This is a genomic window from Streptomyces rimosus subsp. rimosus, assembly GCF_000720725.1.
In the GTDB taxonomy this organism is placed as follows: Bacteria; Actinomycetota; Actinomycetes; order Streptomycetales; family Streptomycetaceae; genus Streptomyces; species Streptomyces rimosus_A.
The window spans coordinates 131,897-154,252 of sequence record NZ_JOCQ01000001.1 but is presented as its reverse complement, the minus strand read 5'-3'; the positions used below and the strand labels follow the sequence as shown (position 1 = coordinate 154,252).

The 22,356-nt window shown below is 72.7% G+C and carries 20 protein-coding genes and 1 pseudogene; 14 read left to right on the top strand and 7 right to left on the bottom strand.

Annotated elements, in window-relative coordinates; all coding sequences use genetic code 11:
* Positions 1-4 precede the first annotated feature (4 nt).
* Positions 5-2,581: an ABC transporter permease gene (locus IH45_RS0100665; RefSeq protein WP_030659699.1), complete on the top strand. Its 2,577-nt coding sequence runs from the start codon at positions 5-7 to the stop codon at positions 2,579-2,581.
* A gap of 174 nt (positions 2,582-2,755) precedes the next feature.
* Positions 2,756-3,646: an LLM class F420-dependent oxidoreductase gene (locus IH45_RS0100660; RefSeq protein ID WP_030659698.1), complete on the top strand. Its 891-nt coding sequence runs from the start codon at positions 2,756-2,758 to the stop codon at positions 3,644-3,646.
* An 80-nt stretch (positions 3,647-3,726) separates the two neighbouring features.
* On the opposite strand, the gene IH45_RS0100655 is transcribed toward IH45_RS0100660, so the two are convergent.
* Positions 3,727-4,344, bottom strand: coding sequence for a TetR/AcrR family transcriptional regulator (locus IH45_RS0100655; RefSeq protein ID WP_030659696.1), 618 nt, complete (start codon positions 4,342-4,344; stop codon positions 3,727-3,729).
* An 82-nt stretch (positions 4,345-4,426) separates the two neighbouring features.
* Here IH45_RS0100655 and IH45_RS0100650 point away from each other — a divergent pair, with 82 nt between their 5' ends.
* From IH45_RS0100650 to IH45_RS0100625, 6 genes are all read left to right on the top strand, one after another.
* Positions 4,427-5,368 (top strand): aldo/keto reductase, encoded by a 942-nt coding sequence (locus IH45_RS0100650; protein WP_030659694.1) that lies wholly within the window; start codon positions 4,427-4,429, stop codon positions 5,366-5,368.
* 118 nt (positions 5,369-5,486) lie between these two features.
* A complete protein-coding gene (locus IH45_RS0100645) occupies positions 5,487-5,915 on the top strand; it encodes a GNAT family N-acetyltransferase (RefSeq protein ID WP_030659692.1) in 429 nt (142 codons plus the stop codon).
* 189 nt (positions 5,916-6,104) lie between these two features.
* Positions 6,105-7,445, top strand: coding sequence for a hemolysin family protein (locus IH45_RS0100640; RefSeq protein ID WP_030659691.1), 1,341 nt, complete (start codon positions 6,105-6,107; stop codon positions 7,443-7,445).
* Positions 7,442-8,494 (top strand): hemolysin family protein, encoded by a 1,053-nt coding sequence (locus tag IH45_RS0100635; RefSeq protein ID WP_050514410.1) that lies wholly within the window; start codon positions 7,442-7,444, stop codon positions 8,492-8,494. The genes IH45_RS0100640 and IH45_RS0100635 overlap by 4 nt, the downstream gene beginning before the upstream one ends.
* 127 nt (positions 8,495-8,621) lie before the next feature.
* Positions 8,622-9,392, top strand: a complete 771-nt coding sequence (locus IH45_RS0100630) for an SGNH/GDSL hydrolase family protein (RefSeq protein ID WP_030659687.1) — start codon at positions 8,622-8,624, stop codon at positions 9,390-9,392.
* 144 nt (positions 9,393-9,536) lie between these two features.
* Positions 9,537-10,172, top strand: coding sequence for a transglycosylase SLT domain-containing protein (locus tag IH45_RS0100625; RefSeq protein ID WP_032916572.1), 636 nt, complete (start codon positions 9,537-9,539; stop codon positions 10,170-10,172).
* A gap of 187 nt (positions 10,173-10,359) precedes the next feature.
* Here IH45_RS0100625 and IH45_RS0100620 read toward each other — a convergent pair whose 3' ends face one another.
* The gene (locus IH45_RS0100620; RefSeq protein ID WP_030659683.1) at positions 10,360-11,172 is read right to left on the bottom strand and encodes a phytanoyl-CoA dioxygenase family protein; all 813 of its coding nucleotides are present in this window, start codon (positions 11,170-11,172) and stop codon (positions 10,360-10,362) included.
* Positions 11,173-11,573: 401 nt separating this feature from the next.
* Between IH45_RS0100620 and purB the strand changes: the two genes are divergently transcribed.
* The 3 genes from purB to proP all read left to right on the top strand — a co-directional run bounded on the left by purB (position 11,574) and on the right by proP (position 15,449).
* Complete coding sequence (gene purB / locus IH45_RS0100615; RefSeq protein ID WP_030659681.1) at positions 11,574-13,007, top strand: adenylosuccinate lyase; 1,434 nt, start codon at positions 11,574-11,576, stop codon at positions 13,005-13,007.
* Positions 13,008-13,019: 12 nt separating this feature from the next.
* Positions 13,020-13,595: a G/U mismatch-specific DNA glycosylase gene (gene mug / locus IH45_RS0100610; RefSeq protein WP_030659679.1), complete on the top strand. Its 576-nt coding sequence runs from the start codon at positions 13,020-13,022 to the stop codon at positions 13,593-13,595.
* Between the two features lie 240 nt (positions 13,596-13,835).
* A complete protein-coding gene (gene proP / locus IH45_RS0100605; RefSeq protein ID WP_030659677.1) occupies positions 13,836-15,449 on the top strand; it encodes a glycine betaine/L-proline transporter ProP in 1,614 nt (537 codons plus the stop codon).
* Positions 15,450-15,655: 206 nt separating this feature from the next.
* Here the strand turns inward: proP and IH45_RS0100600 are convergent, their stop codons facing one another.
* Entirely contained in the window at positions 15,656-16,108 is a 453-nt protein-coding gene (locus tag IH45_RS0100600) for a hypothetical protein (RefSeq protein WP_030659675.1), read from the bottom strand.
* A gap of 206 nt (positions 16,109-16,314) precedes the next feature.
* Here IH45_RS0100600 and IH45_RS0100595 point away from each other — a divergent pair, with 206 nt between their 5' ends.
* Both IH45_RS0100595 and IH45_RS0100590 read left to right on the top strand, forming a co-directional pair.
* Entirely contained in the window at positions 16,315-17,472 is a 1,158-nt protein-coding gene (locus IH45_RS0100595; protein ID WP_030659673.1) for an ROK family transcriptional regulator, read from the top strand.
* Between the two features lie 164 nt (positions 17,473-17,636).
* Complete coding sequence (locus IH45_RS0100590) at positions 17,637-18,458, top strand: alpha/beta fold hydrolase (protein ID WP_234440376.1); 822 nt, start codon at positions 17,637-17,639, stop codon at positions 18,456-18,458.
* Between the two features lie 42 nt (positions 18,459-18,500).
* Here the strand turns inward: IH45_RS0100590 and IH45_RS0100585 are convergent, their stop codons facing one another.
* From IH45_RS0100585 to IH45_RS0100570, 4 genes are all read right to left on the bottom strand, one after another.
* The gene (locus IH45_RS0100585) at positions 18,501-18,869 is read right to left on the bottom strand and encodes a VOC family protein (RefSeq protein ID WP_030659669.1); all 369 of its coding nucleotides are present in this window, start codon (positions 18,867-18,869) and stop codon (positions 18,501-18,503) included.
* Between the two features lie 365 nt (positions 18,870-19,234).
* Positions 19,235-19,549, bottom strand: a complete 315-nt coding sequence (locus tag IH45_RS0100580) for an NIPSNAP family protein (RefSeq protein ID WP_030659667.1) — start codon at positions 19,547-19,549, stop codon at positions 19,235-19,237.
* Positions 19,550-19,667: 118 nt separating this feature from the next.
* Complete coding sequence (locus tag IH45_RS0100575) at positions 19,668-20,420, bottom strand: GntR family transcriptional regulator (RefSeq protein WP_030659665.1); 753 nt, start codon at positions 20,418-20,420, stop codon at positions 19,668-19,670.
* A 347-nt stretch (positions 20,421-20,767) separates the two neighbouring features.
* Complete coding sequence (locus tag IH45_RS0100570) at positions 20,768-21,655, bottom strand: RNA polymerase sigma-70 factor (RefSeq protein ID WP_030659664.1); 888 nt, start codon at positions 21,653-21,655, stop codon at positions 20,768-20,770.
* A gap of 185 nt (positions 21,656-21,840) precedes the next feature.
* Here IH45_RS0100570 and IH45_RS01000000142935 point away from each other — a divergent pair.
* Positions 21,841-22,275: pseudogene (locus tag IH45_RS01000000142935) on the top strand (alpha/beta fold hydrolase); the annotation flags it as partial.
* Between the last annotated feature and the right edge of the window lie 81 nt (positions 22,276-22,356).

Sequence of the window (22,356 nt, the reverse complement as noted above, 5' to 3'; positions counted from 1 at the left end):
CGCCGTGTTACGCGCCACGCTCCGGAGCTTCTTCGCGCACAAAGGACGGCTGCTGCTCTCCGCCCTCGCCGTGGTGCTCTCGGTGGCGTTCGTGGTGGGCAGCCTGATCTTTTCCGACACGACGGGCGCCACCTTCGACCGGCTCTTCGCCTCGACCGCCTCGGACGTACGGATCGCGCCGCGGCAGGACTTCGACGCGCCGGGCGGCATCGGTTCGGCGGAGACCCCGACCGTACCGGCGGCCCTGCGGGCCCGGGTGGCCGGCGTGGAGGGGGTGGCGGGCGCGCACCTCGACGTCTCGCTGAACCGGACCACCGTCACCGACGCCCGCAACCAGCCGGTGGGGCCGACGCAGAACGCCTCGTCCATCGTCGCCGCCTGGTATCCGAGCGAGCACAGTCCGGTGCAGGTGACCAGCGGCCGGCCGCCGCGCGGTGCCGGCGAGGCGATGCTCGACCGCGACTCCGCCGACCGGAAGGGCATCCGGATCGGCGACACCCTGCACGTGATCGCCCCGCCGGGCACGTTCTCCGTACGCGTCGTCGGCATCGCCACCTTCACCACCACCAACCCGGGCGCCTCGCTGGTCTTCCTGGAGACCAGGGCCGCGCAGCGCGGCCTGCTGGGCAGTACGGCCAAGGCGACCGGAATCTCCGTGGACGCCGCGCCCGGCGTCCCGGACAGCGTGCTCAAGAGCCGGATCGGCGCCGCGCTGGGCTCCGGCGCCGCCGCGTACGACATCCGCACGCGCGACGAGCAGAAGAAGAGCCAGGCCGAGGAGCTGGGCGACTTCCTCAGCATCCTGAAGTACATGATGGTGGGCTTCGCGGGCGTCGCCGTCCTCGTCGGCGTCTTCCTCATCGTCAACACCTTCTCGATGCTGATCGCGCAGCGCACCCGGGAACTGGGCCTGCTGCGGGCGCTCGGCGCGGACCGCCGCCAGGTGCGCCGCTCGGTGCTGCTGGAGGCGCTGCTGCTGGGCGTCTTCGGTGCCACGGTGGGGCTCGCGGCGGGTGTCGGGCTCGCGGTGCTGCTGGTCGTCGCGCTGGGCTGGTTCGGGCTCCGGCTGAACACGGCGGACCTGGTGCTGAACTGGCCGACCGTGGTCGTCGCGTACATCGTCGGGGTGGGCGTGACCTTCGTCGCCGCCCTGCTCCCCGCGCTGCGGGCGGGCCGGGTCTCCCCGATGGCCGCCCTCGCCGACGCGGAAGTCCCGGGCGCCGGGCGGCCGTTGCGCGACCGCGCGATCGCGGGGTCCCTGGTGGGCGCCGCGGGCGCGGCCGCCCTCGTGGGCTGCGCGCTGAGCACCCGGACGGCGCTCGCCGGGACACTGCTGGCGCTCGGCGTGCTGCTGACGCTGGTGGCCGTGGTGGTCGCGGGGCCGCTGCTGGTGCGCCCGGTGATCCGGCTGCTCGGACGCGGACTGGAGCCCGCGTTCGGCGCGGTCGGCCGGATGGGCCGCCGCAACGCGCTGCGCAATCCCCGCCGTACGGGTGCGACGGCGGCGGCCCTGATGGTCGGGCTGGCGCTGGTGGCCGGGCTGTCGGTGGCCGGGGCGTCGGCCGCCGCGTCGGTCGACCGGCAGATCGACCGGACGCTGGGCGCGGACTTCGTCGTACAGAACACGTCGTTCGCGCCGTTCTCCGGGGAGGTCACCGACCGGGTGCGGGCGACACCGGGCGTGGGCACGGTCGTACGCCAGCGGATCGTCCCGCTGCGGCTGCACCTGCCCGACGGCCGGACGGTGACGACCGTGGCGGGCGCCTTCGACCGGGACTTCGACGCGGTGGGCAAGGTGACCTACGCGGCAGGCGGCACGGCGGCGGCACTGGCGCCCGGCCGGGTCGGTGTACAGGAGAAATTCGCGCGGGAGCACGGTCTGCGGGTGGGCAGCACGCTGGACGCGGTGCTGCCGTCGGGGCGGCCCGCCCGGTTCACCGTCGGCGCGCTCACCGCGGACTCCGGTTCCGGACCCGCGGCCCAAGGGGGCGTCTTCATGGGGATGGCCACTCTGGCGAAGTACGTGCCGCGCGGCCAGGACTCCGCGGTGTACGTGAACGCCGCGGACGGCGTCGATCCGCAGCGGCTGCGGGCGGACCTGGAGCGGACGCTCAAGCCGTTCCCGCAGGTCCAGGTCAACGACCGGGCCGACTACAAGCAGCTGGTCAGCGGACAGATCCAAGGGCTGCTGAATCTGCTGTACGGGCTGCTGGGGCTGGCCATCGTGATCGCGGTGCTGGGGGTGGTCAACACCCTGGCCCTGTCCGTCGTGGAGCGTACCCGTGAGATCGGGCTGCTGCGCGCCGTCGGCCTGTCCAGGAAGCAGCTGCGCCGGATGATCCGGCTGGAGTCGGTGGTGATCGCCGTGTTCGGCGCGCTGCTCGGCCTCGGGCTCGGCCTGGTCTGGGGAGCCGCCACGCAACGGGTGCTGGCGCTGGAGGGGCTGACGGCGTTCGCGATTCCGTGGTCCACGGTGGCCGCGGTGGTGATCGGATCCGTACTGGTCGGGCTGCTGGCGGCACTGCTGCCGGCGCTGCGGGCGTCCCGGCTCAACGTGCTGGCCGCCATCGCGCACGAGTGACCGTACGTACATGGGTGGCTGTACGTACATGGGTGACTGTACCTACATGGGTGGCCGCACGTTCATGAGGGACCGTACGCACATGAGGGACCGTACGTAGACTCACCGACTGTCCGGACCACGCGTCGACCGTGCACCCGCCCCGAGCCGGGTGCACGTATCCAAGGGGGCCTCATGGCACGTCCGTTCCGCTTCGGCGTCAACATGCTCACCATCGAGTCGGGGGCCGAGTGGCGGCAGAAGTGCCGCCGCGCCGAGGACCTGGGATACGACGTGGTGCTCGTACCGGACCACCTCGGGATGCCCGCGCCGTTCCCCGCCCTGATCGCCGCCGCCGAGGTGACCGAGCGCCCGCGCCTGGGCACCTTCGTCCTCAACGCGGGCTTCTGGAACCCGGCGCTGCTCGCCCGCGAGGTGGCCACCACCGACCTCCTCACCGACGGCCGGCTCGAACTCGGCCTGGGCACCGGTTACGTACGCGCCGAACACGACACGGCGGGCCTGCCCTGGGGATCGCCCCGCGAGCGGGTGGACCACCTGGTGCGTACGATCGAGGAGCTGGACCGCCTCCTGGGCGACCCGGAGCACGCGCCCAAGCCGGTCCAGCAGCCCCGCCCGCCACTGCTGATCGGCGGCAACGGCCCGCGCATGCTGCGGCTCGCCGCCCGGCACGCGGACATCGTGGCCTTCGCCGGCGGCCGGGCGGCCCCCGGCAAGCCGGACGGCACCCTCGAACTCCTGACGCCGGACGCGCTCGACGACACACTCGCCGTCTACCGCAAGGCCGCCGCGGACCGTACCCGGCCGGCCGAGCTGAACATCCTGGTCCAGCAGGTCAGGGGCACCGACGACCGGCGCGCCGTGGCGCGCGAGATCGCCGGGCACAACATCGGCGTGGACGAGGAACAGGCCCTGCACGTCCCGACGTTCCTGTTCGGCACGACCACGCAGATGGCCGAACAGCTCCGCGAACACCGCGAGCGCTACGGCTTCTCGTACATCACCGTGCTGGGCCCCTCGATGGAGGCGTTCGCGCCGGTGATCGAGGAGCTGAAGGGGAGCTAGGACCTGTCGTCGAATTCCCGTCGTGCGCCCGCAGAGCGGGCCGCGCGGCGCCTGGCCCGTCCGCGCGACGCATCGGCCTCCTATCCGTTACGGCTCCCGGCGGGGGGCCGGAGTGCGTCAACGACCAGGTCGAGGAGCTGACCGACTCTCTGGGGCGCGTCGCCCGCGGTCGTGGCGAGGAAGACGCCGAGGAGCATCAGCGTGACGTCCTCCGGCTCGATGTCCGCGCGCAGCGAGCCGGACCGCGCACCGCTGTCGAGGATTTCCGCGATGGCCGCCGTGATCCGTTCCCGCGTCGCGGGTGTGGCGATGCTGCCGGACGCCCAGCCTGCGCGGAGCGTGGCGGACATGCCGCGCTTGACCTCGAAGAACGCCGCGTACCGGTCCATCCATGCGCGGAGCGCGGCTTCGGGCGGCAGGTCGGCGAGCAGCGCGGGGGCGCTGGAGACGACCTCGTCCAGTTCCGCGGCGTACAGGGCTTCCACGAGCGCTTCGCGGGTCGGGAAGTGGCGGTAGAGCGTGCCGATGCCGACACCGGCCTCGCGGGCGATCGCGTCGAGGGGAACGGTTTCGGGTGTCGAGGCGAAGGCGGTACGGGCGACGGCGAGGATCCTGTCGCGGTTCCGCCGCGCGTCGGCGCGTACCGGGCGGCCGGATGCCGCGCCGCGGCCCGTGGCCGAGGATTCGGGCGCTGACAAAGCGGAGAACCTCCGGTTACTGCTAGGTTGGCTAAACGGAGCCACTCCGTTTAATCCATCGTCTCACGAGAACGGGACCGTCATGGCTGCTATCACCCGATCTCTGCGGCACACGGCCTGCGGCGCGCGCCGTGCCGGAGGGCCCGGACGGCTCGCGGGCCGCACCGTCTCCCGCATCGGCTTCGGCGCGATGCAGCTCGAACGCCTGCGGGACGACCGCGCGGCAGCCGTGGCGCTCCTGCGCCGCGGCGTCGAGCTGGGCATCGACCACATCGACACCGCCCAGTTCTACGGCCACGGCTTCGTCAACGACGTGATCCGCGAGGCCATTCGCCCCGAGGACGACGTCATGGTGGTCAGCAAGGTCGGCGCCGACCCCGACCCCGACGGCCCTCTTCCCCTGCGCCCCGCGCAGCGCCCTGAACAGCTTCGGGCCGGCGTCGAGGACAATCTGGCCGCTCTCGGGCTCGAACAGATCCCGCTCGTCAATCTGCGCCGCCTGGACACCGGCCCCGGGCTGCGCGCCGAAGGCGACCAGGTCGTCGGCCTCGATGACCAGCTCGCCACGCTGACCGCCCTGCGCGACGAAGGCAAGATCGGTGCGCTCGGTCTCAGCGGTGTCACCTCCGACGGACTGCGCCGAGCCCTGCCCGCGGGCATCGCCTGCGTACAGAACGCGTACAGCCTGCTCACCCGCGACGACGAGGACCTGCTCCGGCTGTGCCTGGCGGAGGACATCGCCTGGGTGCCGTTCTTCCCGCTCGGCAGCGCCTTCGCCGGTCTGCCGAAGGTGACCGACGAGCCCGCCGTGATCGCCGCCGCCCGCGACCTGGCGGCCACCCCCGCACAGATCGGCCTGGCCTGGCTGCTCCATCACGCCCCGAACCTGCTGCTGATCCCCGGCACGGCCGACCCCGGCCATCTGGAGGCGAATGTCGACGCGGGAGCGATCACCCTCGACGAGGCGAGCCTCGCCGCGCTCGACGCCGTCCCGCCGCGGTCCGGGGACATCGCGTTCGACTGAGGCAGGCGCTTGGGACCGGGAGAGCCTGCCGCCGGCGCGCCCCGGCCGACGCGGTGCCACGTCTCGGACTCCGAAAGCCCGTGGCGGCCCGCTGCCGTTCCGTGCTTGGCTCGCGGGCATGATCGACGTAGAGATACGCACGGCCGTACCGGACGACGCCGAGGACGTACTCGCCTTCTGGCGCGAGGCGGCGGAGGGCACCTCCATCACGGACGACGTGGACGGCGTGACCCGCCTCGTCCGACGCGATCCGCAGGCGCTCCTCCTCGCGGAGTCCGGCGGCCTCCTGGTGGGCTCGGTGATCGCCGGCTACGACGGCTGGCGGTGCTCGCTGTACCGGCTCGCGGTGCTCCCCTCGTACCGCCGCCGAGGGGTCGCGACGGCGCTGCTCGACGCGGCCGAGCGGCGCTTCCTGGCCGTGGACGGCCGGCGCGGCGACGCCATGGTGCTGGAGTCGAACGAACGGGCCCACCGGGCGTGGTCGGCGGCCGGGTACCGGCGCGAGGACCACTGGCGGCGGTGGGTGAAGCCGCTGACCCAGGCCTGAGCCGCCCCGCCCCCGCCCGGTCCGCTCGTCCGCCACCCGCTTTGCCCATCCTTTACTATGGATAGTTCCCACGTCTCCCAGCGAAAGGAGTGAGCGTCCAGCCATGGGCGAGCCTCCCAGTTGTCATCCCGCCTCCACCCGGAGCGCGAACCTCCCGGTCCTGTTCGAACATGGGACGGAGGTGACCCGATGACCGAGCTGCTCCTCCTGGCCGTGGCCCTGCTCCTGACCCTGGCCTGCGGTGTCTTCGTCGCGGCCGAGTTCTCGCTGACCACCGTCGAACGCAGCGACCTGGAACGCGCCGTGGAGCGCGGCGAGCGCGGCGCGGACAGTGCCCTCAAGGCCGTCCGCAGCCTGACCTTCCAGCTCTCCGGCGCCCAGCTCGGCATCACCGTGACCGGCCTGGTCATCGGCATGCTCGCCAAGCCGTCGATCTCCGCGCTGCTGGCCGGCCCGCTGGACGCCCTCGGCCTGCCGGGCTCCGCGGCGGACTCGGTGGCCCTGGTCCTCGGTACGGCGGTCTCCACCGTCGTCCTGATGGTCGTCGGCGAGCTGGTCCCCAAGAACTGGGCCATCTCCAGCCCGCTGCCCATCGCCCGGCGGGTCGCCACCGCGCAGCGCGGCTTCAGCGCCGCCTTCAAGCCGCTCATCGGGCACCTGAACAACACCGCGAACCGGATGATCCGCCGGATGGGCATGGAGCCCGCCGAGGAGCTGGCCTCCGCCCGCGGCCCGCAGGAGCTGGTCGCGCTGGCCCGGCACTCCGCCAAGGAAGGCGCCCTGGAACCGGACACCGCCGAGCTGTTCGTACGGACCCTCGCGCTCGCCGACCTGACCGCGGAGAACGTGATGACGCCGCGGGTGCAGGTCACCGCCCTGGACGTGCAGGCCACCGCCGAGGACGTGGCCACCGCGACGCGCGCCACCGGCCTGTCCCGCTTCCCCGTCTACCGCGGCAGCCTGGACGCCGTGGTGGGCGTCGCGCACATCAAGGACGTACTGGCCGTGCCCGCCGACCGGCGCCCCCGCCACCCCGTCTCCGAGCTGCTGCGCGAGCCGCTGCTCGTACCGGAGACGCTGACCGTGGACCGGCTGCTGGACCGGCTGTCCGGCAAGCAGACGATGGCGGTGGTCATCGACGAGTACGGCGGTACGGCGGGGGTCGTCACCCTGGAGGACATCGTCGAGGAGGTCGTCGGCGAGGTACGCGACGAGCACGACCCGATGGAGACGCCGGACCTGGCCCCGGCGGGCGAGGACGCGGACGGCCGGTCCCGCTACGAGGCGGACGGCGCCGTGCGCACCGACCAGCTGGAGCAGATCGGCCTGAAGCTGCCGGAAGGCCCGTACGAGACGCTGGCCGGCCTGATCGCCACCGAACTGGGCCGCATCCCGGCCGCCGGGGACGGCATCGAGGCCGCGGGGTGGCGGATGGACGTCCTGGACGCCTCCGGGCACCGCGCGGCGCGGGTGCTGCTGCACGCGCCGCTGCCGCAGAGCGCCGACGAGGCCGGGGAGGTCGCCCGATGACCGCGCTCCAGCTGTTCATCGGCCTGCTCACGCTGGTCGTCAACGCGTTCTTCGTGGGCGCCGAGTTCGCGATGATCTCGGTGCGCCGCAGTCAGATCGAGCCGCACGCGGAGGACGGCGACCGCCGTGCGGACCGGGTCCTGTGGGGGCTCCAGCACGTCTCCGCCGTGCTGGCGGCCGCACAGCTGGGCATCACCCTGTGCACCCTGGTGCTCGGCGCGGTCGCCGAACCCGCCATCGCCCACCTCCTGGAGCCGGTCTTCGACACGGTCGGCGTGCCGGACGTCCTGGTGCACCCGGTCTCCTTCGTCCTCGCGCTGGCCGTGGCGACGTACCTGCACATGCTCTTCGGCGAGATGGTGCCGAAGAACGTGGCGCTGGCCGAACCGGTGCGTACGGCCCTGCTGCTGGGGCCGCCGCTGGTCGCGCTGACCCGCGCGCTGCGCCCGGTGATCTTCGCGATCAACGCGTTCGCCAACGCGCTGCTGCGGCTGCTGCGGGTGGAGGCCAAGGACGAGGTGGCCGCGACCTTCTCCGACGACCAGCTCGCGAAGATGGTCGAGGACTCGCAGGCCGCCGGGCTGCTGGACGACCGGGCGAAGGAACGCCTGCGGGACGCCCTGGAGCTGGGGCGCCGTCCGGTCGCCGATGTGGTGGTGCCGGTGACGAAGGTGGTCACGGCCCGGCTCGGCATCACCCCCGAAGGCGTCGAGGAGCTGGCCGCGACCTCCGGCTTCTCCCGCTTCCCGGTCGTCGACAGCACCCAGCGCATCCTCGGATACCTGCACGTCAAGGACGCGCTCGACGCCTCACCGCGCGATCTGCCGTTCCCGTTGTCGACGCTGCGGCCGATCGCGCGCGTACGGGCCGAGACGCCGCTGGACGACGTCCTGACGGCGATGCGGGCCTCCCGTACGCACCTGGCGGCGGTGATCGGCGAGGACGGCCGGCTGGCGGGCCTGGTCACGATGGAGGACGTGCTGCGGGAGCTGGTGCTCCAGCAGCAGCCCCGGAAGGCCGGGCCGGTCGGGGGCACGTCCAGGCGGTAGGCGCGGGGCCCCGGGACGCATGCGGGCCCGGGGCTCCGGTTTCCGGCGGGTGGTGCGCCCGGGGCCCGGCTTTCGGCGAGTGGCGCGCCCGGGCCCCCGTTTCCGCCCCGGTAGGATGCCTCCCGCCATGGAGATCAATGCCACGTACACCAGTTTCGTCGCGGTGGGCGACAGCTTCACCGAGGGCATGTCCGACGCCCTGCCGGACGGCTCGTACCGGGGCTGGGCGGACCTGCTGGCCGCGCGCCTCGCGGCCCGCGCCCCCGGCTTCCGCTACGCCAACCTCGCGGTGCGCGGCAAGCTGATCGGGCAGATCGTCGCCGAGCAGACCGGACCCGCGGCCGCGATGGGCGCGGACCTGGTCACGCTGGTGGGCGGGCTGAACGACGTACTGCGGCCCAAGTGCGACGTGGACCGGGTCTGCGCTCTCCTGGAGGAGGCCGCGGGGCGGCTGGCCAAGGACTGCGGACAGCTCGTGCTGATGCGCAGCCCGGGGCGGCAGGGCCCGGTCCTGGAACGCTTCCGCCCGCGCATGGAACAGCTCTTCGCGCACATCGACATGCTGGCCGAGCGGCACGGCGCCATCGTGGTGGACCTCTTCTCCTCCCGCGCGCTGGCCGACCCGCGGATGTGGGCGGAGGACCGCCTCCACCTGAACAGCGCCGGTCACAAGCGGGTGGCCGAGGCCGTCTGGCAGGCCCTCGGCTTCCCGGCCGAGTCCGACTGGGACGCGCCGCTCCCCGCGTTCGTACGCCCACGGTGGGCGGCACGGCGCACCGCGGACGTACGCTTCGCGCGCCAGCACCTGATGCCGTGGATCGGCCGGCGCCTGACCGGCCGCTCCAGCGGGGACGGCCGCCCGCCGAAGCGCCCCGACCTGCTTCCGTACGAGGACTGAACTCGGCCCGGCCGCCCGCCGGATCACCGGACGAGTTCGTGGGCGGCCTGCCCATCGCGGGCGGCCGCTGTCCCCGATAATGGATCCGTCCGGGCACGGAGCCGACGACGGGAGTACGCACGTGGTGAGGGAGGCCGGCACACGGTGACCGCGCGGCGCTGTTCTCTGGTACGGCCGGTGATCGCGGCCCTCGTCCTGGCCGCGGCAGGCTCGGCCTGTACTCCGGTCGGTTCCGGCCGGGCACCGGATACGCCGACGCCGTCTGCCGCCACCGCCGCGCCGTCGGCCCAGGCGTACGACCCCGCCCATTTCGCACCACAGGTGGTCGCACACGCCCGCCAGGCCGGTGTGAACGCCCGTCTGCTGATGGCGATTCTGTACAACGAGTCGTACAAGCCGCACGACCCGGCGTGGGAGCGGGCCTGGCAGCGGACCAAGCCGGATGCCGCCTTCGGCATCGCCAACATGCACAAGGCCGCCTTCGACCAGACCAAGCGCGGGCGCGACTTCGCCGGCCGCGACTGGCACGAACTGCCCGACGACCGCGACCTCGCCGTCAAGGCCGCGGCGTGGTACCTGCACGACCTGGGCGGACAGCTGCCCGCCCAGCGCAGCGGATCGCTGTCCCGGGACGAGTTGCTGGCCCTGGGCTACAACACCGGGGCGGGAAACATGCGTGCCTTTGCAAAAGGCACAGCACCCGGCCCCCAGGCCCAGTCCTATCTGGACCGTCTGCACAACAATTGGGCGAGAGCCCAGCAAGCTCTCCAGCACACCTGATGCCGCATTCCCTCGACCATGCCACCAGTAATCAGGCCGGGGGCCGGGGCGTTTCCCGTGGGATCGCCTATGACGTCGGACCACCAGGCGCACTGATGCGCGCCAGCGGGTCGTGGTGGACGGCCGAAGCCGCCCGGACGCCATGCCGTCGGCGGCCGCCACGCGTACGGCGTAGAGCGAAGCGCGCCTATCCGGCGCTGCGGTCGGCGCCGTCCCCGTCCGGACCGGCCGCATCCCGTCCCAGGCCCCGGCGGATCGCGATCTCCACGGGTGAGTACGCGCCGTCGGCCCGCTCCAGTTCGTACGGCGCGGCCGGCATCAGCGGCGGCTGAGCCATGAAGCGCGGCCGCGTCCCGTGGTGCGGCTGCGCAGCGTGCACCAGGAACGGATGGCACAGGAATACGTCGCCCGGCGACCCGGTGGCCAGGGCGAGGGCCCGGTGATCGGACGCCGCCACCAATTCGGGCGCGAGGGCCAGCCCGCTGGCCCCGTCCTCGCCGTACCTCTCCAGGACCTTCGGCACGTCGAGGTGCGAGCCGACCCGGATCCGGGTCGGGGCGTCCTGCTCTCCGACCTCGCTGAAAAGGAACAGCATCAGCAGCGCCCGGTCCCGGGAGCGCAGATTGGTGAAGTACCAGCTCTCGCCCTCCGGCAGGTAGCTCCCCTCGATGTGCCAGCCCGCGTCGTCCGGCTCCTGCCCGTGCGGGAAGCGCAGCGGGAACGTGCCCAGCGAGTAGCGCGGCTCCCAGCGCCCCGCGCCGACGAGCAGGTCGTACGCGTGGTGCAGGGCCGGGGAGTTGGGCGCGGCGGCGAACGGCCCTTGCGCCATCCCGGGCACCCAGTGCACGGGCTGCGTCCACGTCGACGGATCATCCGGGTCGCAGCCCGTCTCCCGCCACAGCAGCCGCGCGCAGTCCGCGGCCACGCGCGGCGCGACGGCGCCCTCCAGCTTCACGAAGCCGTCGCGGAGGAAGCGGGATATCAAAGTCGTGTCATCCATGCCCTCATCGTGCGGCGACATCGGCCCCGGCCACCCGACATTTCCCGCACCGCCTTTGTCGGGCGTTGCACCGGCCCCTTCCTGCCGGGGAGGGTGCCGACGGTTTTGCCGGAGATCCCTGAGTCGGGAATTCGAAAACCTGGCGTGCCCTGACCGTCGCCCGCACACCGGGCCGGGGCGGCGGTCTGCGACGTGCAGGGGGATGCAGTTAGCGACGTGCAGGTGAATGCGGTTTGCGTTTGCGGTCCTCGGCGAGTGCTGCCTGACTTCCGCCGGACAGCGGGGGCCTCTGGAATGCCCCCTTTCCCGCTTCTCTCCCAGTTGATCAGGAGACAGGGTGGTTTGCGCAGGTCGGAGGGCTGGCCATAGGGGCTGCGCCGTGACCAGTAGACTCTCGTCACGTGACTGCCAAGCCCCGCATTCCGAATGTCCTGGCCGGCCGCTACGCCTCCGCGGAGCTCGCCGTCCTGTGGTCCCCCGAGTACAAGGTCAAGCTGGAGCGCAAGCTGTGGCTCGCGGTGCTCCGTGCGCAGAAGGACCTCGGGGTGGAGGTGCCGGAGCAGGCGCTCGCCGACTACGAGCGGGTGCTGGAGACCGTCGACCTGGCGTCGATCGCCGAGCGGGAGAAGGTCACCCGGCACGACGTGAAGGCCCGCATCGAGGAGTTCAACGCGCTCGCCGGGCACGAGCAGGTCCACAAGGGCATGACCTCGCGCGACCTGACCGAGAACGTCGAGCAGCTGCAGGTCCGGCTGTCGCTGGAGCTGATGCGGGACCGTACCGTCGCCGTCCTGGCGCGGCTGGGCCGGCTCGCCGGTGAGCACGCCGAGCTGGTCATGGCGGGGCGTTCGCACAATGTCGCGGCCCAGGCCACCACGCTGGGCAAGCGCTTCGCGACCGCCGCGGACGAGCTGCTGGTGGCGTACGGCCGGCTGACGGACCTGCTGTCCCGCTACCCGCTGCGCGGCATCAAGGGCCCGGTCGGCACCGCGCAGGACATGCTGGACCTGCTGGGCGGCGACGCCGCGAAGCTGGCCGAGCTGGAGCAGCGGATCGCCGGGCACCTCGGCTTCGGCCAGGCGTTCACCTCCGTCGGCCAGGTCTATCCGCGCTCGCTGGACTACGACGTGGTCACCGCCCTGGTGCAGCTGGCCGCGGCGCCGTCCTCGCTCGCCAAGACGATCCGGCTGATGGCCGGGCACGAGCTGGTCACCGAGGGCTTCAAGCCCGGCCAGGTGGGCTCGTCCGCGATGCCGCACAAGATGAACACCCGCTCCTGCGAGCGCGTCAACGGCCTGATGGTCATCCTGCGCGGCTACGCCTCGATGACCGGCGAGCTGTCCGGCGACCAGTGGAACGAGGGCGACGTGTCCTGCTCGGTGGTGCGCCGGGTCGCGCTGCCGGACGCCTTCTTCGCCCTGGACGGCCTGCTGGAGACGTTCCTGACCGTGCTGGACGAGTTCGGCGCGTTCCCCGCCGTCGTCGCGCGGGAGCTGGACCGCTATCTGCCCTTCCTCGCCACGACCAAGGTGCTCATGGGCGCCGTACGGGCCGGGGTGGGCCGCGAGGTGGCGCACGAGGCGATCAAGGAGAACGCGGTCGCCGCGGCGCTCGCCATGCGCGAGCAGGGCGTCGAGCGCAACGAACTGCTGGACAAGCTGGCGGCGGACGAGCGCATCCCGCTGGACCGGGCGCAGTTGGACGCGCTGATGGCCGACAAGCTGTCCTTCACCGGCGCCGCCGCCGACCAGGTGGCCACCGTCGTGTCCCGTATCGAGGAGATCGCGAAGCAGCACCCCGAAGCCGCGGCCTACGCGCCGGGCTCCATCCTGTGAGGCCCCGCTAAGATGGGATTCACTCCCGAGGAACTGCAGGCCGCGCGCGGCCGCCTCGTCCCCGACGTGGCGGCGCCCGGCCTGCGGGTGCTTTTCTGCGGCATCAACCCGGGGCTGATGTCGGCCGCCGCCGGCCACCACTTCGCCCGGCCCGGCAACCGCTTCTGGCCCACGCTGCACGCGGCCGGGTTCACCCCGCGCGTGCTCAGGCCCGCGGAGCAGGAGGAGCTGCTGGCGTACGGCCTCGGCATCACGAACGTCGTGGAGCGGGCCAGTGCCCGGGCCGACGAGCTGACCGCGGAGGAGTTCCGCGAGGGCGGGCGGCACCTGGTCGAGAAGGTGACGCGGCTGCGGCCGCGGTGGCTCGCCGTGGCCGGGGTGACGGCCTATCGGGTGGCTTTCGACGACAAGCGGGCACAGGTCGGCCCGCAGGAGCGGACGATCGGTGACACCCGGATCTGGGTGCTGCCCAACCCGAGCGGTCTCAACGCGCACTATCCGCCGGCCGCGCTGGCGGAGGCGTACGCACGGCTGCGAGCTGCGGCTTTCGACGAGGAAGCCGAGGAAGGTGACGTCCGGGACGTGTGAGTCCCGCGTTACGGGTAAGGCGTGCGTTGTGTGTAGGGCGCACGGGGTGGCGGGGCTGTGCGAGGCGTTTGGGCCATACGGCGGTGTTGCGCCGTACGGGTACGGCCAGTGAGCCGATAAGACATCAAACGCGGCGTTCGCCCCATTCGTGTCGTTCCTATGCTGGTTATGCCGATTTCGACCTTTGCGTTGATACTCGGAGTTACCGATGTGCCGCTCAGCCCCTAGCGACAGGACGAGATGACTACCGGTCAGCCTCAGCCGCCGCGTGTCCGGCGGAACAAGCGGTCGGACGGAGGAAGAAGCTCCGAAACCGACCGGCTGCTGCGCACCCTGCTGCGCCGCCGCAAACACCAGCTCAGTGTCGAGGAAGTCACCGTCACCGACAGACCGCAGGTGCGCCGCGCGGTCACGGCGGCCGCCCTCGGCAACATGATGGAGTGGTTCGACTTCGGGGTCTACGCCTATCTGGCGGCCACGATGGGCAAGGTCTTCTTCCCGTCCAGCTCCCCCGGCGCCCAGCTCGTCTCCACCTTCGCCACCTTCGCCGCGGCCTTCCTCGTGCGGCCGCTCGGCGGTCTGGTCTTCGGGCCGCTGGGCGACCGCATCGGACGGCAGCGGGTGCTCGCCGCCACGATGATCATGATGGCGATCAGCACCTTCGCGGTCGGCTTCCTGCCCGGCTACGACTCCATCGGCTTCGCCGCCCCCCTGCTGCTGCTCGTCTGCCGGCTGGTGCAGGGCTTCTCGACCGGTGGCGAGTACGCCGGCGCGACGACCTACATCGCCGAATACGCGCCGGACAAGCGCCGCGGCTTCCTCGGCAGCTGGCTCGACTTCGGCACCTTCGTCGGCTACTCCCTCGGCTCGGGCCTGGTCACCGTGCTCACCGCCGTACTGGGCACGGACGGCCTGGAGAGCTGGGGCTGGCGCATCCCCTTCATGGTGGCCGGGCCGCTCGGCCTGATCGGCCTCTATATGCGCATGAAGCTGGAGGAGACCCCGGCGTTCAAGCAGGAGGCGGAGGCGGCGCGGCAGCAGGCCGAGGCCGCCGGTCCGGACGACACGCCCATCGAGGAGGCGCGGCAGTCGGGCAAGGGCCGTTTGAAGGAGATCTTCACGCGGCACTGGGAAGCCGTGCTGATCTGCATGGGGCTGGTGCTGCTGTACAACGTCACCAACTACATGGTGACGTCCTATCTGCCCACCTTCATGACCGAGACGCTGGGCGAGGACCCCACGACCGCGCAGCTGCTGGTGCTGGGCACCATGGTCGTCGTCGCGCTGACGATCACGACCGTGGGCCGTACGTCCGACCGGTGGGGCCGTCGGCCGGTGTTCATGGCGTCCAGCGTCGCGCTGGTGGCGCTCTCCTATCCGGCGTTCCTGCTGATCCGGCAGGGCGGGATCCTCTTCCCGGCGTTCGGCTGCCTCGTGCTGGGCCTGCTGCTGGTCTGCTTCGCGGGCACCTCCGCCTCCACGCTGCCGGCGCTCTTCCCCACCCATCTGCGCTACGGGGCGCTGTCGATCGCGTTCAACATCTCCGTGTCGCTCTTCGGCGGCACGACTCCGCTGGTCGCCTCCGCGCTGGTGGAGTCCACCGGCAGCCACATGATTCCGGCGTACTACCTGATGGTGGCGGGTGTCATCGGCTTCATCGCGGCCTTCTTCCTGCACGAGACGGCGGGCAAGCCGCTGCGCGGGTCCGGGCCGATGGTCGAGACCCCGGAGCAGGCCCGCGAACTGGTGGCCCACAGCCGTACCGAGGCCGGGCGCCAGGCCCGGGACATCTGGATCCGGCTGCGCCACCCGTGGGCACACCACCGCGACAAGCAGAACGACGGGGACAAGTAGGGCGGGGGCCGGCAGACCGAGCAGGAACGACGGGACGGCCGCGCCCGTACGGTACGCGCGCGGCCCCCGCGCCCGACGGCCCCCGCACGGGTGGCGGCGGCAGTGCGGCCGGACCGCGGCGGGCGGGCGGCACCGGCGCCGCCACCCGTTGCGCGTACCCGGCGCGGCACACCCGGCCGTACCCGGCGCGACATGCCCGCCCGCACTCAGCGCACCGTGTCCGCCCGGCCCACCGCCGCCAGCAGCCGGAAGGCCGGCATCTCGGGCTCGCCCTCCCCCAGCCCGACCGCGATCCACCGGCCGTCGGCACGCCAGGCGTGCACCCGCGGCACCTGGCCGCACAGCACGTCGAGCGGCGGCCGTACGGGCATGCCCATCGCCACCCGCTCCAGGTGGTCCGCCAGGTCCAGCACCTCGGGCTCGCCCCAGCGTAAGCAGAGAGCCGATATGAGTCCCTCCAGCTCGGCGCGGTACTCCTGCGCCGTCTCCTCGACATCCGCGGGGTCGGCGTCCCAGAGCTGCTCGTCGGCGCGCAGCTGGGCGACGTGGAAACCGGGCCCGCTCTCGACCATGGCGGAGCCGACCGGCTCGGTGGGGAACGCGCGGCCGCGGAGGAGGTCGATGGCGGTGAGGTGCTGTGCTGTGGTCGCTTTCGTCATGCCGTCAGTAAACCGCCAGGGTCTGACAATTGGCTCCGCGTCAGGCCTCCGCCAGGCGCTCCCGAGGCGGACGATCACCGGGTACGGGACCGGCCCACGGCCCCCCACGCCACCTCCCGGCCCTCCCCCTTCCGCCGCCCGGGACTCGCCGCACACCGGCTGACCGGCTACGATCCGCCACACACGCAATGCGAGGGAGACGGACGTTGGGGCGGCTAACCGGCGGGGACCCCTCCCTGCTGCGACGGATCAACTCCGCGGTGGTGCTGCACGCGCTGCGCGCCGCCGACTCCCCGACGCTCACCCACCTCGTGGAGGTGACCGGTCTGTCCCGGCCCACCGTCGAGGGTGTCGTCGAGGGCCTGATCGAGACCGGCCTGGTGGTCGAGGCGCCCGCCGAGGAGGGCGCCGCCCGCCGCCAGGGCCGCCCGGCCCGCCGTTTCCGCTTCCGTACGGAGGCCGGTCACCTGCTGGGCATCGAGATCGGCCCGCACCGGGTGGCCGCGCTGCTGTCCGACCTCGGCGGGCGGGTCCTCGGCTCCGCGCAGCGCGCGGTCGAGGAGACCGCGCCCGCGGACGAACGGCTGGAGAAGGTGCGGGCCGCGGTGGCCGAGCTGCTGCGGCGGGCGGGCGTGGCCCGCAGTTCGCTGCGCGCGGTCGGGGTGGGCAGCCCCGGCATCGTGGAGGCGGACGGCACCGTACGGCTGGGTACGGCCCTGCCGGGCTGGACCGGGCTGCCGCTCGGCGACCGGCTGCGCCGCTCGTTCCGGTGCCCCGTCCTGGTGGAGAACGACGCGAACACCGCCGCCGTTGCCGAACACTGGAAGGGCGCGGCCGCCGGCTGCGACGACACCGTGTTCGTCCTCGCGGGCCTCAGCCCCGGGGCCGGGGCCCTGATCGGAGGGCGGTTGCACCGCGGTTTCGGCGGTGCCGCCGGGGAGATCGGCGCGCTGCACCTGCTGGGGCGCGAGGCCACTCCGGAGAAGCTGCTGTCCACGACCGGGCAGCCGCTGCACCCGCTGGATGAGGCGCAGGTGGCGCGGGTGTTCGCCCTCGCGCGCGACGGTGACGCGCGGGCCCGGGACGCGATGGACCGCTTCATCCGGCGGCTGGTCCACGATGTCGCGGCACTGGTGCTGGCCCTCGACCCGGAGCTGGTGGTGGTCGGCGGCTGGGCCGCCGGTCTGGACGACGTACTGGAGCCCCTGCGCGCCGAACTCGCCCGCTACTGCCTGCGCCCGCCCCAGGTGGCCCTGTCCGTACTCGGCGAGGCGGCGGTGGCCACGGGAGCCCTGCGGCTGGCACTGGATCATGTCGAGGGCGAACTGTTCGCGGTGGAGGGGACGGTCACGGCCCGGCGTTGAGGCGTACCCGCGACGTCCCTCCGCCGACATCCTCCTCTCCCACGGCGCGACGCGGGGGCGTTGTCACACCCCCCGGCTAATGTGCTGAGCAGTGGCCCCGGAGCCGAGCCGAGGAGGGCGCGGGGGCCCGGTGGTCAAGCGCGCCGCGAGCCATGGAGGCAGGGTTGAGCGAGGGACAAGACTCCACCACGTACCCGTCGTCCGCGGGGTACGCGCAGGTCAACGGGCTGGAGCTGTACTACGAGATCCACGGCACGGGACAGCCGCTGGTCCTGCTGCACGGCGGGCTGCTCACCATCGACCTGACCTTCGGCGGCATACTGCCCGCGCTCGCCGCCACGCGGCAGGTCGTCGCGGTCGAGCTGCAAGGGCACGGACACACCGGCGACATCGACCGCGAGCCGGCGCTCTCCTGTCTGGCCGACGATGTGGTGAGGCTGCTGGACCACCTCGGGATCGACCGGGCGGACGTCTTCGGCTTCAGCCTCGGCGGCCTGACCGCCCTCCAGCTGGCGGTCACCCGTCCCACACGGGTGAACCGCCTGGTGCTCGCCTCCACGCACTACCGCCGCGACGGCTACCACCCCGAGATCCTCGACCCGCACGCCCGGCCCGGCTCCCCGCGGATGCCCACCGAGAGCGACTTCCAGGAGATGTACGAGGCGTACGTCCAGGTCGCGCCCGACCCGGGCCGCTTCGAGGCGTTCGCCGAGAAGCTGCAACCGACGGTGCACGGCTTCGAGGGCTGGCCCGCCGAAACCCTGGCCGCCATGGAGGCGCCGGTGCTCCTGCTGGTCGGGGACACCGACTTCGTCCGCCTGGAACACGCCGTCGAGATGCACGGCCTGATCCCCGGCTCACAGCTCGGCGTACTGCCGGGCACGACGCACCGCAACCTGCCACGACGCGCCGACCTCGTCGTACCGATGGTGAAGGCGTTCCTCACACCGACGACGCCGGAACCGCCCGCCTCGTCAGCGGGCTGAACCACGCACGCCGGCGGCAGGAGCAGGAAGCGACGCCCCTCCTCAGCCGCGCGACGTGTCGATGACGCAGAACCGATTGCCCTCGGTGTCGGCAAGCACCACGAAATCGGGGTCATCCGGATAGAGATCCCAGTCGACCCGCCGGGCGCCCAAGGCAACCAGCCGCTCGACCTCGGCAGCCTGGCCGGCCGCGTCTTCGGCGTACAGGTCCAGGTGGACACGCGGGTGCTCCTGGACCGGCGTCCCGCTCAGCCCGATGGCGATCTGTACGCCGGACCCGTCCGCCGGCACCAGCACCACCCAGTCGTCCTCGATGTCCTCGCGCGGCACGTACCTCAGCGCGTCCATCCAGAAGGCAGCGGCCCGCCGCACATCCGAAGCGCCCAGTACCACCGATCCGATTTTCAGCATGCGCCGATTCTCGCGCGACGGCGGGGCGGTTTCCGCCATGCGGACACGTGGGGCCTGCTGAAGCCGGTGAACGGCGCCTCGTGCCGGTCCGCCCGCCGCTCCGTCAGGGCGAGCCCGGCGAGTCGGGCCATCAGGTCGAGTTCCGAAGGCCGTACGTAGCGGTGCGGTGACCGAAAGGCGGACGCTCGGCCCGCGAAGCCCGGAGCCGGGCCGCCGCCTTCCGTGCGGCGTTGCAGGAAGTCGACCGGGAGGCCCAGCACTTCGCGTGACAGAGGCCGGCCGAGGTGACGGCCTCAGGACATCGGTCCGCCCACAAGAGGGCCGGCTCGACGCCGGCACCGCCGAGCCCGTGCGGGAGAGCGCTGTCAGGACCCGACCGGCAGCAGCGGGCGCATGAAGGTGCGCTCGTAGCGCAGGACGCAGCCGCTCTCGTCCCTGATGCGGTCCGCCTCGATGAACTCGGGATCCCGGCCGAACAGCGTGCGGTACTCCTCGTACGCGGCGAGGCTGGGGAAGCTGAACAGGGCGAGCGCCTCGTCACTGGCGCCCTCGGCCGGCAGGAAGTACCCGTGGTGCGTGCCACCGTGCCGGTCGACCAGCTCCATCCAGCGGCGTCCGAAGCGCTCGAACGACTCGGTCTTCGTCGGATCGATCACATACCGGACCACACAAGTAATCATCCGCACGAGGGTAGTGGCGTGACCCGGCCACCGCTGACCCGACACACGATCCGCGGTGGCCGCTGCCCTCGGGCTGCATCCCGGCCGGCCGCGTCACCCACCTCCCCGGGCAGCACGCCTACCCGGCCAGAACCGCGACCCCCGCCCCCGTCTCGTTGTCGCCGAAGGTGAGCCGGCAGGTGTCGGCGCGGTACGTGGACAGGGCCACGGCGGCGGTGCGGCTGTTGGCGAAGTAGCGGGTGGTGACGACGAGGACGGGGGCGCCGGGCAGGCGGTCCAGTTCCCTGGCGTCGTCGGCGCGGGCCGAGCCCAGTTCCACGGCGCGGTCCTGGCCTTCCAGGTCGAGCTGCTGGAGCGCGCGGAGCACGGCGCGGGCGCGGGCCGGTGCGTCCGGGCCCGCGACGGCGGCGTCCGGCACCGTACGGACGGGTACGTACAGCTGCTCGGCGGCGACCGGCTGGCCGTGGGTGACGCGGCTGCGGTGCACGATGTGCACCCGCTCGCCGGGCGTCAGCTCCAGCAGTCGCGCCACGGCCGCCGGCACCTCGGGCGACTCGACGGCGTCGACGGGCTGCCAGTCGTCACCGGGGGCGCCCGGCCAGGTGTGGCGCGCCGGGTCGACGGCCACGCCCACGCGCGGGGGCGCGACGGTGGTGCCGACACCGCGGCGGCGCTGCAGGCGGCCTTCCAGTTCGAGCTGTTCCAGGGCCTGCCGCAGCGTGGCGCGGGCGACGCCGAACCGCGCCGCCAGTTCCCGCTCGTTGGGCAGGATCTCGCCGACCGCGAACTCCGAGTCGAGCGCCTCGCTGAGCACGGTCTTGAGGTGCCAGTACTTCGGCTCCGGAGCCGTTTCGAGCTGCGTGGTCCCCACCCTGTCCTCCGCCGTGGCCGTCTTCCCGACGGGGCTGGTCCCCGTCGGCCGCGGGCCTGTCCCTGGCCGCGCACGCGCTCTTCGGATATGAGCGCTTCTTTATTAAAGGTTGTTGCAGTATCCCTGTGACGATATGGCCGCCCCCACCCTTGGTCAAGACCAATGCGCCGATCCGTCGTCGGCCGCCGGCCGGCGGGCAGAGGCGGAGCGGAGGTACAGGACGCGCGGCGTGCGGTGGCCGGACAGGGCAGGGCAGTAACGGGGCAGTGGCAGGGCAGATACGGGAAGAGCCGCGGACGGCGTCGGGCGACGCCTGACCGCGGCTCTTGCCGTACCTCCTCAGCTACTCATCCCGCAGCGCCCAGCGCCCCCAGCTTGTCCGGATTGCGAATGATGTAAACGGTCTGGATCCGGCCGTCCACGACGTCGATCTGGAAGACCGAGTCCGGCTTGCCCGCGGAGAGCACGAGCAGCGCGACGCCGCCGTTGAGCTCCACGAAGACGAACTCCGCCGCCGGGATACCGCCCCGGGCCACGCCGAGCAGGAAGCGGCCGACCTTGTCGGCGGTCTCGATGACCCGCAGCGGCGCCTTGGCCTTGCCGCCGCTGTCGCCGACCAGCCGTACGTCCTCGGCCAGCAGGTGCAGCAGCCCGTCCAGGTCGTCGCCCGCGGCCGCCGCGAGGAAACGCTCGGTCAGGTCGCGCTGCCGGTCCGGGTCGACCTCGAAGCGCGGCCGGCGCTCCTCGACGTGGCGCCGGGCGCGGCCCGCGAGTTGGCGCACCGCCGCCTCGCCGCGCTCCAGTACCGTGGCGATCTCCGCGTACGGGTAGCCGAACGCCTCGCGCAGTACGAACACCGCGCGCTCCAGGGGCGAGAGCGACTCCAGGACCACCAGGACGGCGAGGGTGACGGACTCGGCGAGGACCGCGCGGTCGGCGGAGTCGGGGGCGGCCGTCACGAGGTCGGTGGCCAGCGGCTCGGGCAGCCAGGGGCCCACGTACGCCTCGCGGCGCGCCTGGACCTGCCGCAGGCGGTCGATCGCCAGCCGGGTCGTCACGCGCACCAGGTAGGCGCGCGGTTCGCGGACCTGTTCGCGGTCGGTGGACGACCAGCGCAGCCACGCCTCCTGGACCACGTCCTCGGCGTCGGCCACCCGGCCGAGCATGCGGTAGGCCACGCCCATCAGGACCGGGCGGTGTTCCTGGAAGACATCGGTTGCGGGGTCGGTCTGCACCCCTTCATCCCAGCGGGCCGACCGGTCGTTGTCCAGCGGAAACGATCGGAAAGAGACGCGTACGGACGTGGTGTGCGGCACAGGGCGCGCGGCAGGCGGAGCCGTACCGGCGCCGGATCGCCGGAGCCCCGCCCCGGCTCCCGGGCGCAGCCCCGCCCCGGCCCTCGAAGGAAACCGCTACCGCGCAGGCCGAACGGCGGTACGCCTTCGGGGTGCTGCGCGGCATGCGGGCCGGCGCGAAGGTGCTGCCACGGCCGGCGGTCGGGCTGCCGGCCCGTTCGGCGGCCGGACGGGCCTCGCTGACGAGCGCCATATAGGCGCACCCGGGCCGCCGTTCGGCGTCGGCGGTGATGGCCGAGACCGGGGCGTTGCGCAACGCGACCGGTTTCGCACCGACTCTGGCGGCGGGGCGCACCGTACTGTTCACCGATGACGTACCGGATGTACCGGTGACCATCGCCTGGGGCAGTCGCGACCGGCTGCTGCTGCGGCGGCAAAGCATACGGGCCAAGTACGCGATACCGGGCGCCCGGCTCGTACGGCTGCCGGGCTGTGGCCATGTGCCGATGAACGACGATCCGGCGCTGGTCGCCCGGGTGATCCTCGACACGGCGCGCTGAGGACGGGGCGGCCGGAGAACGCTCCGGGTCCCGGCCGGTCCGGGCCCGCCCCCTGGAGTTCACCACCCGTTCGGCCGCGCG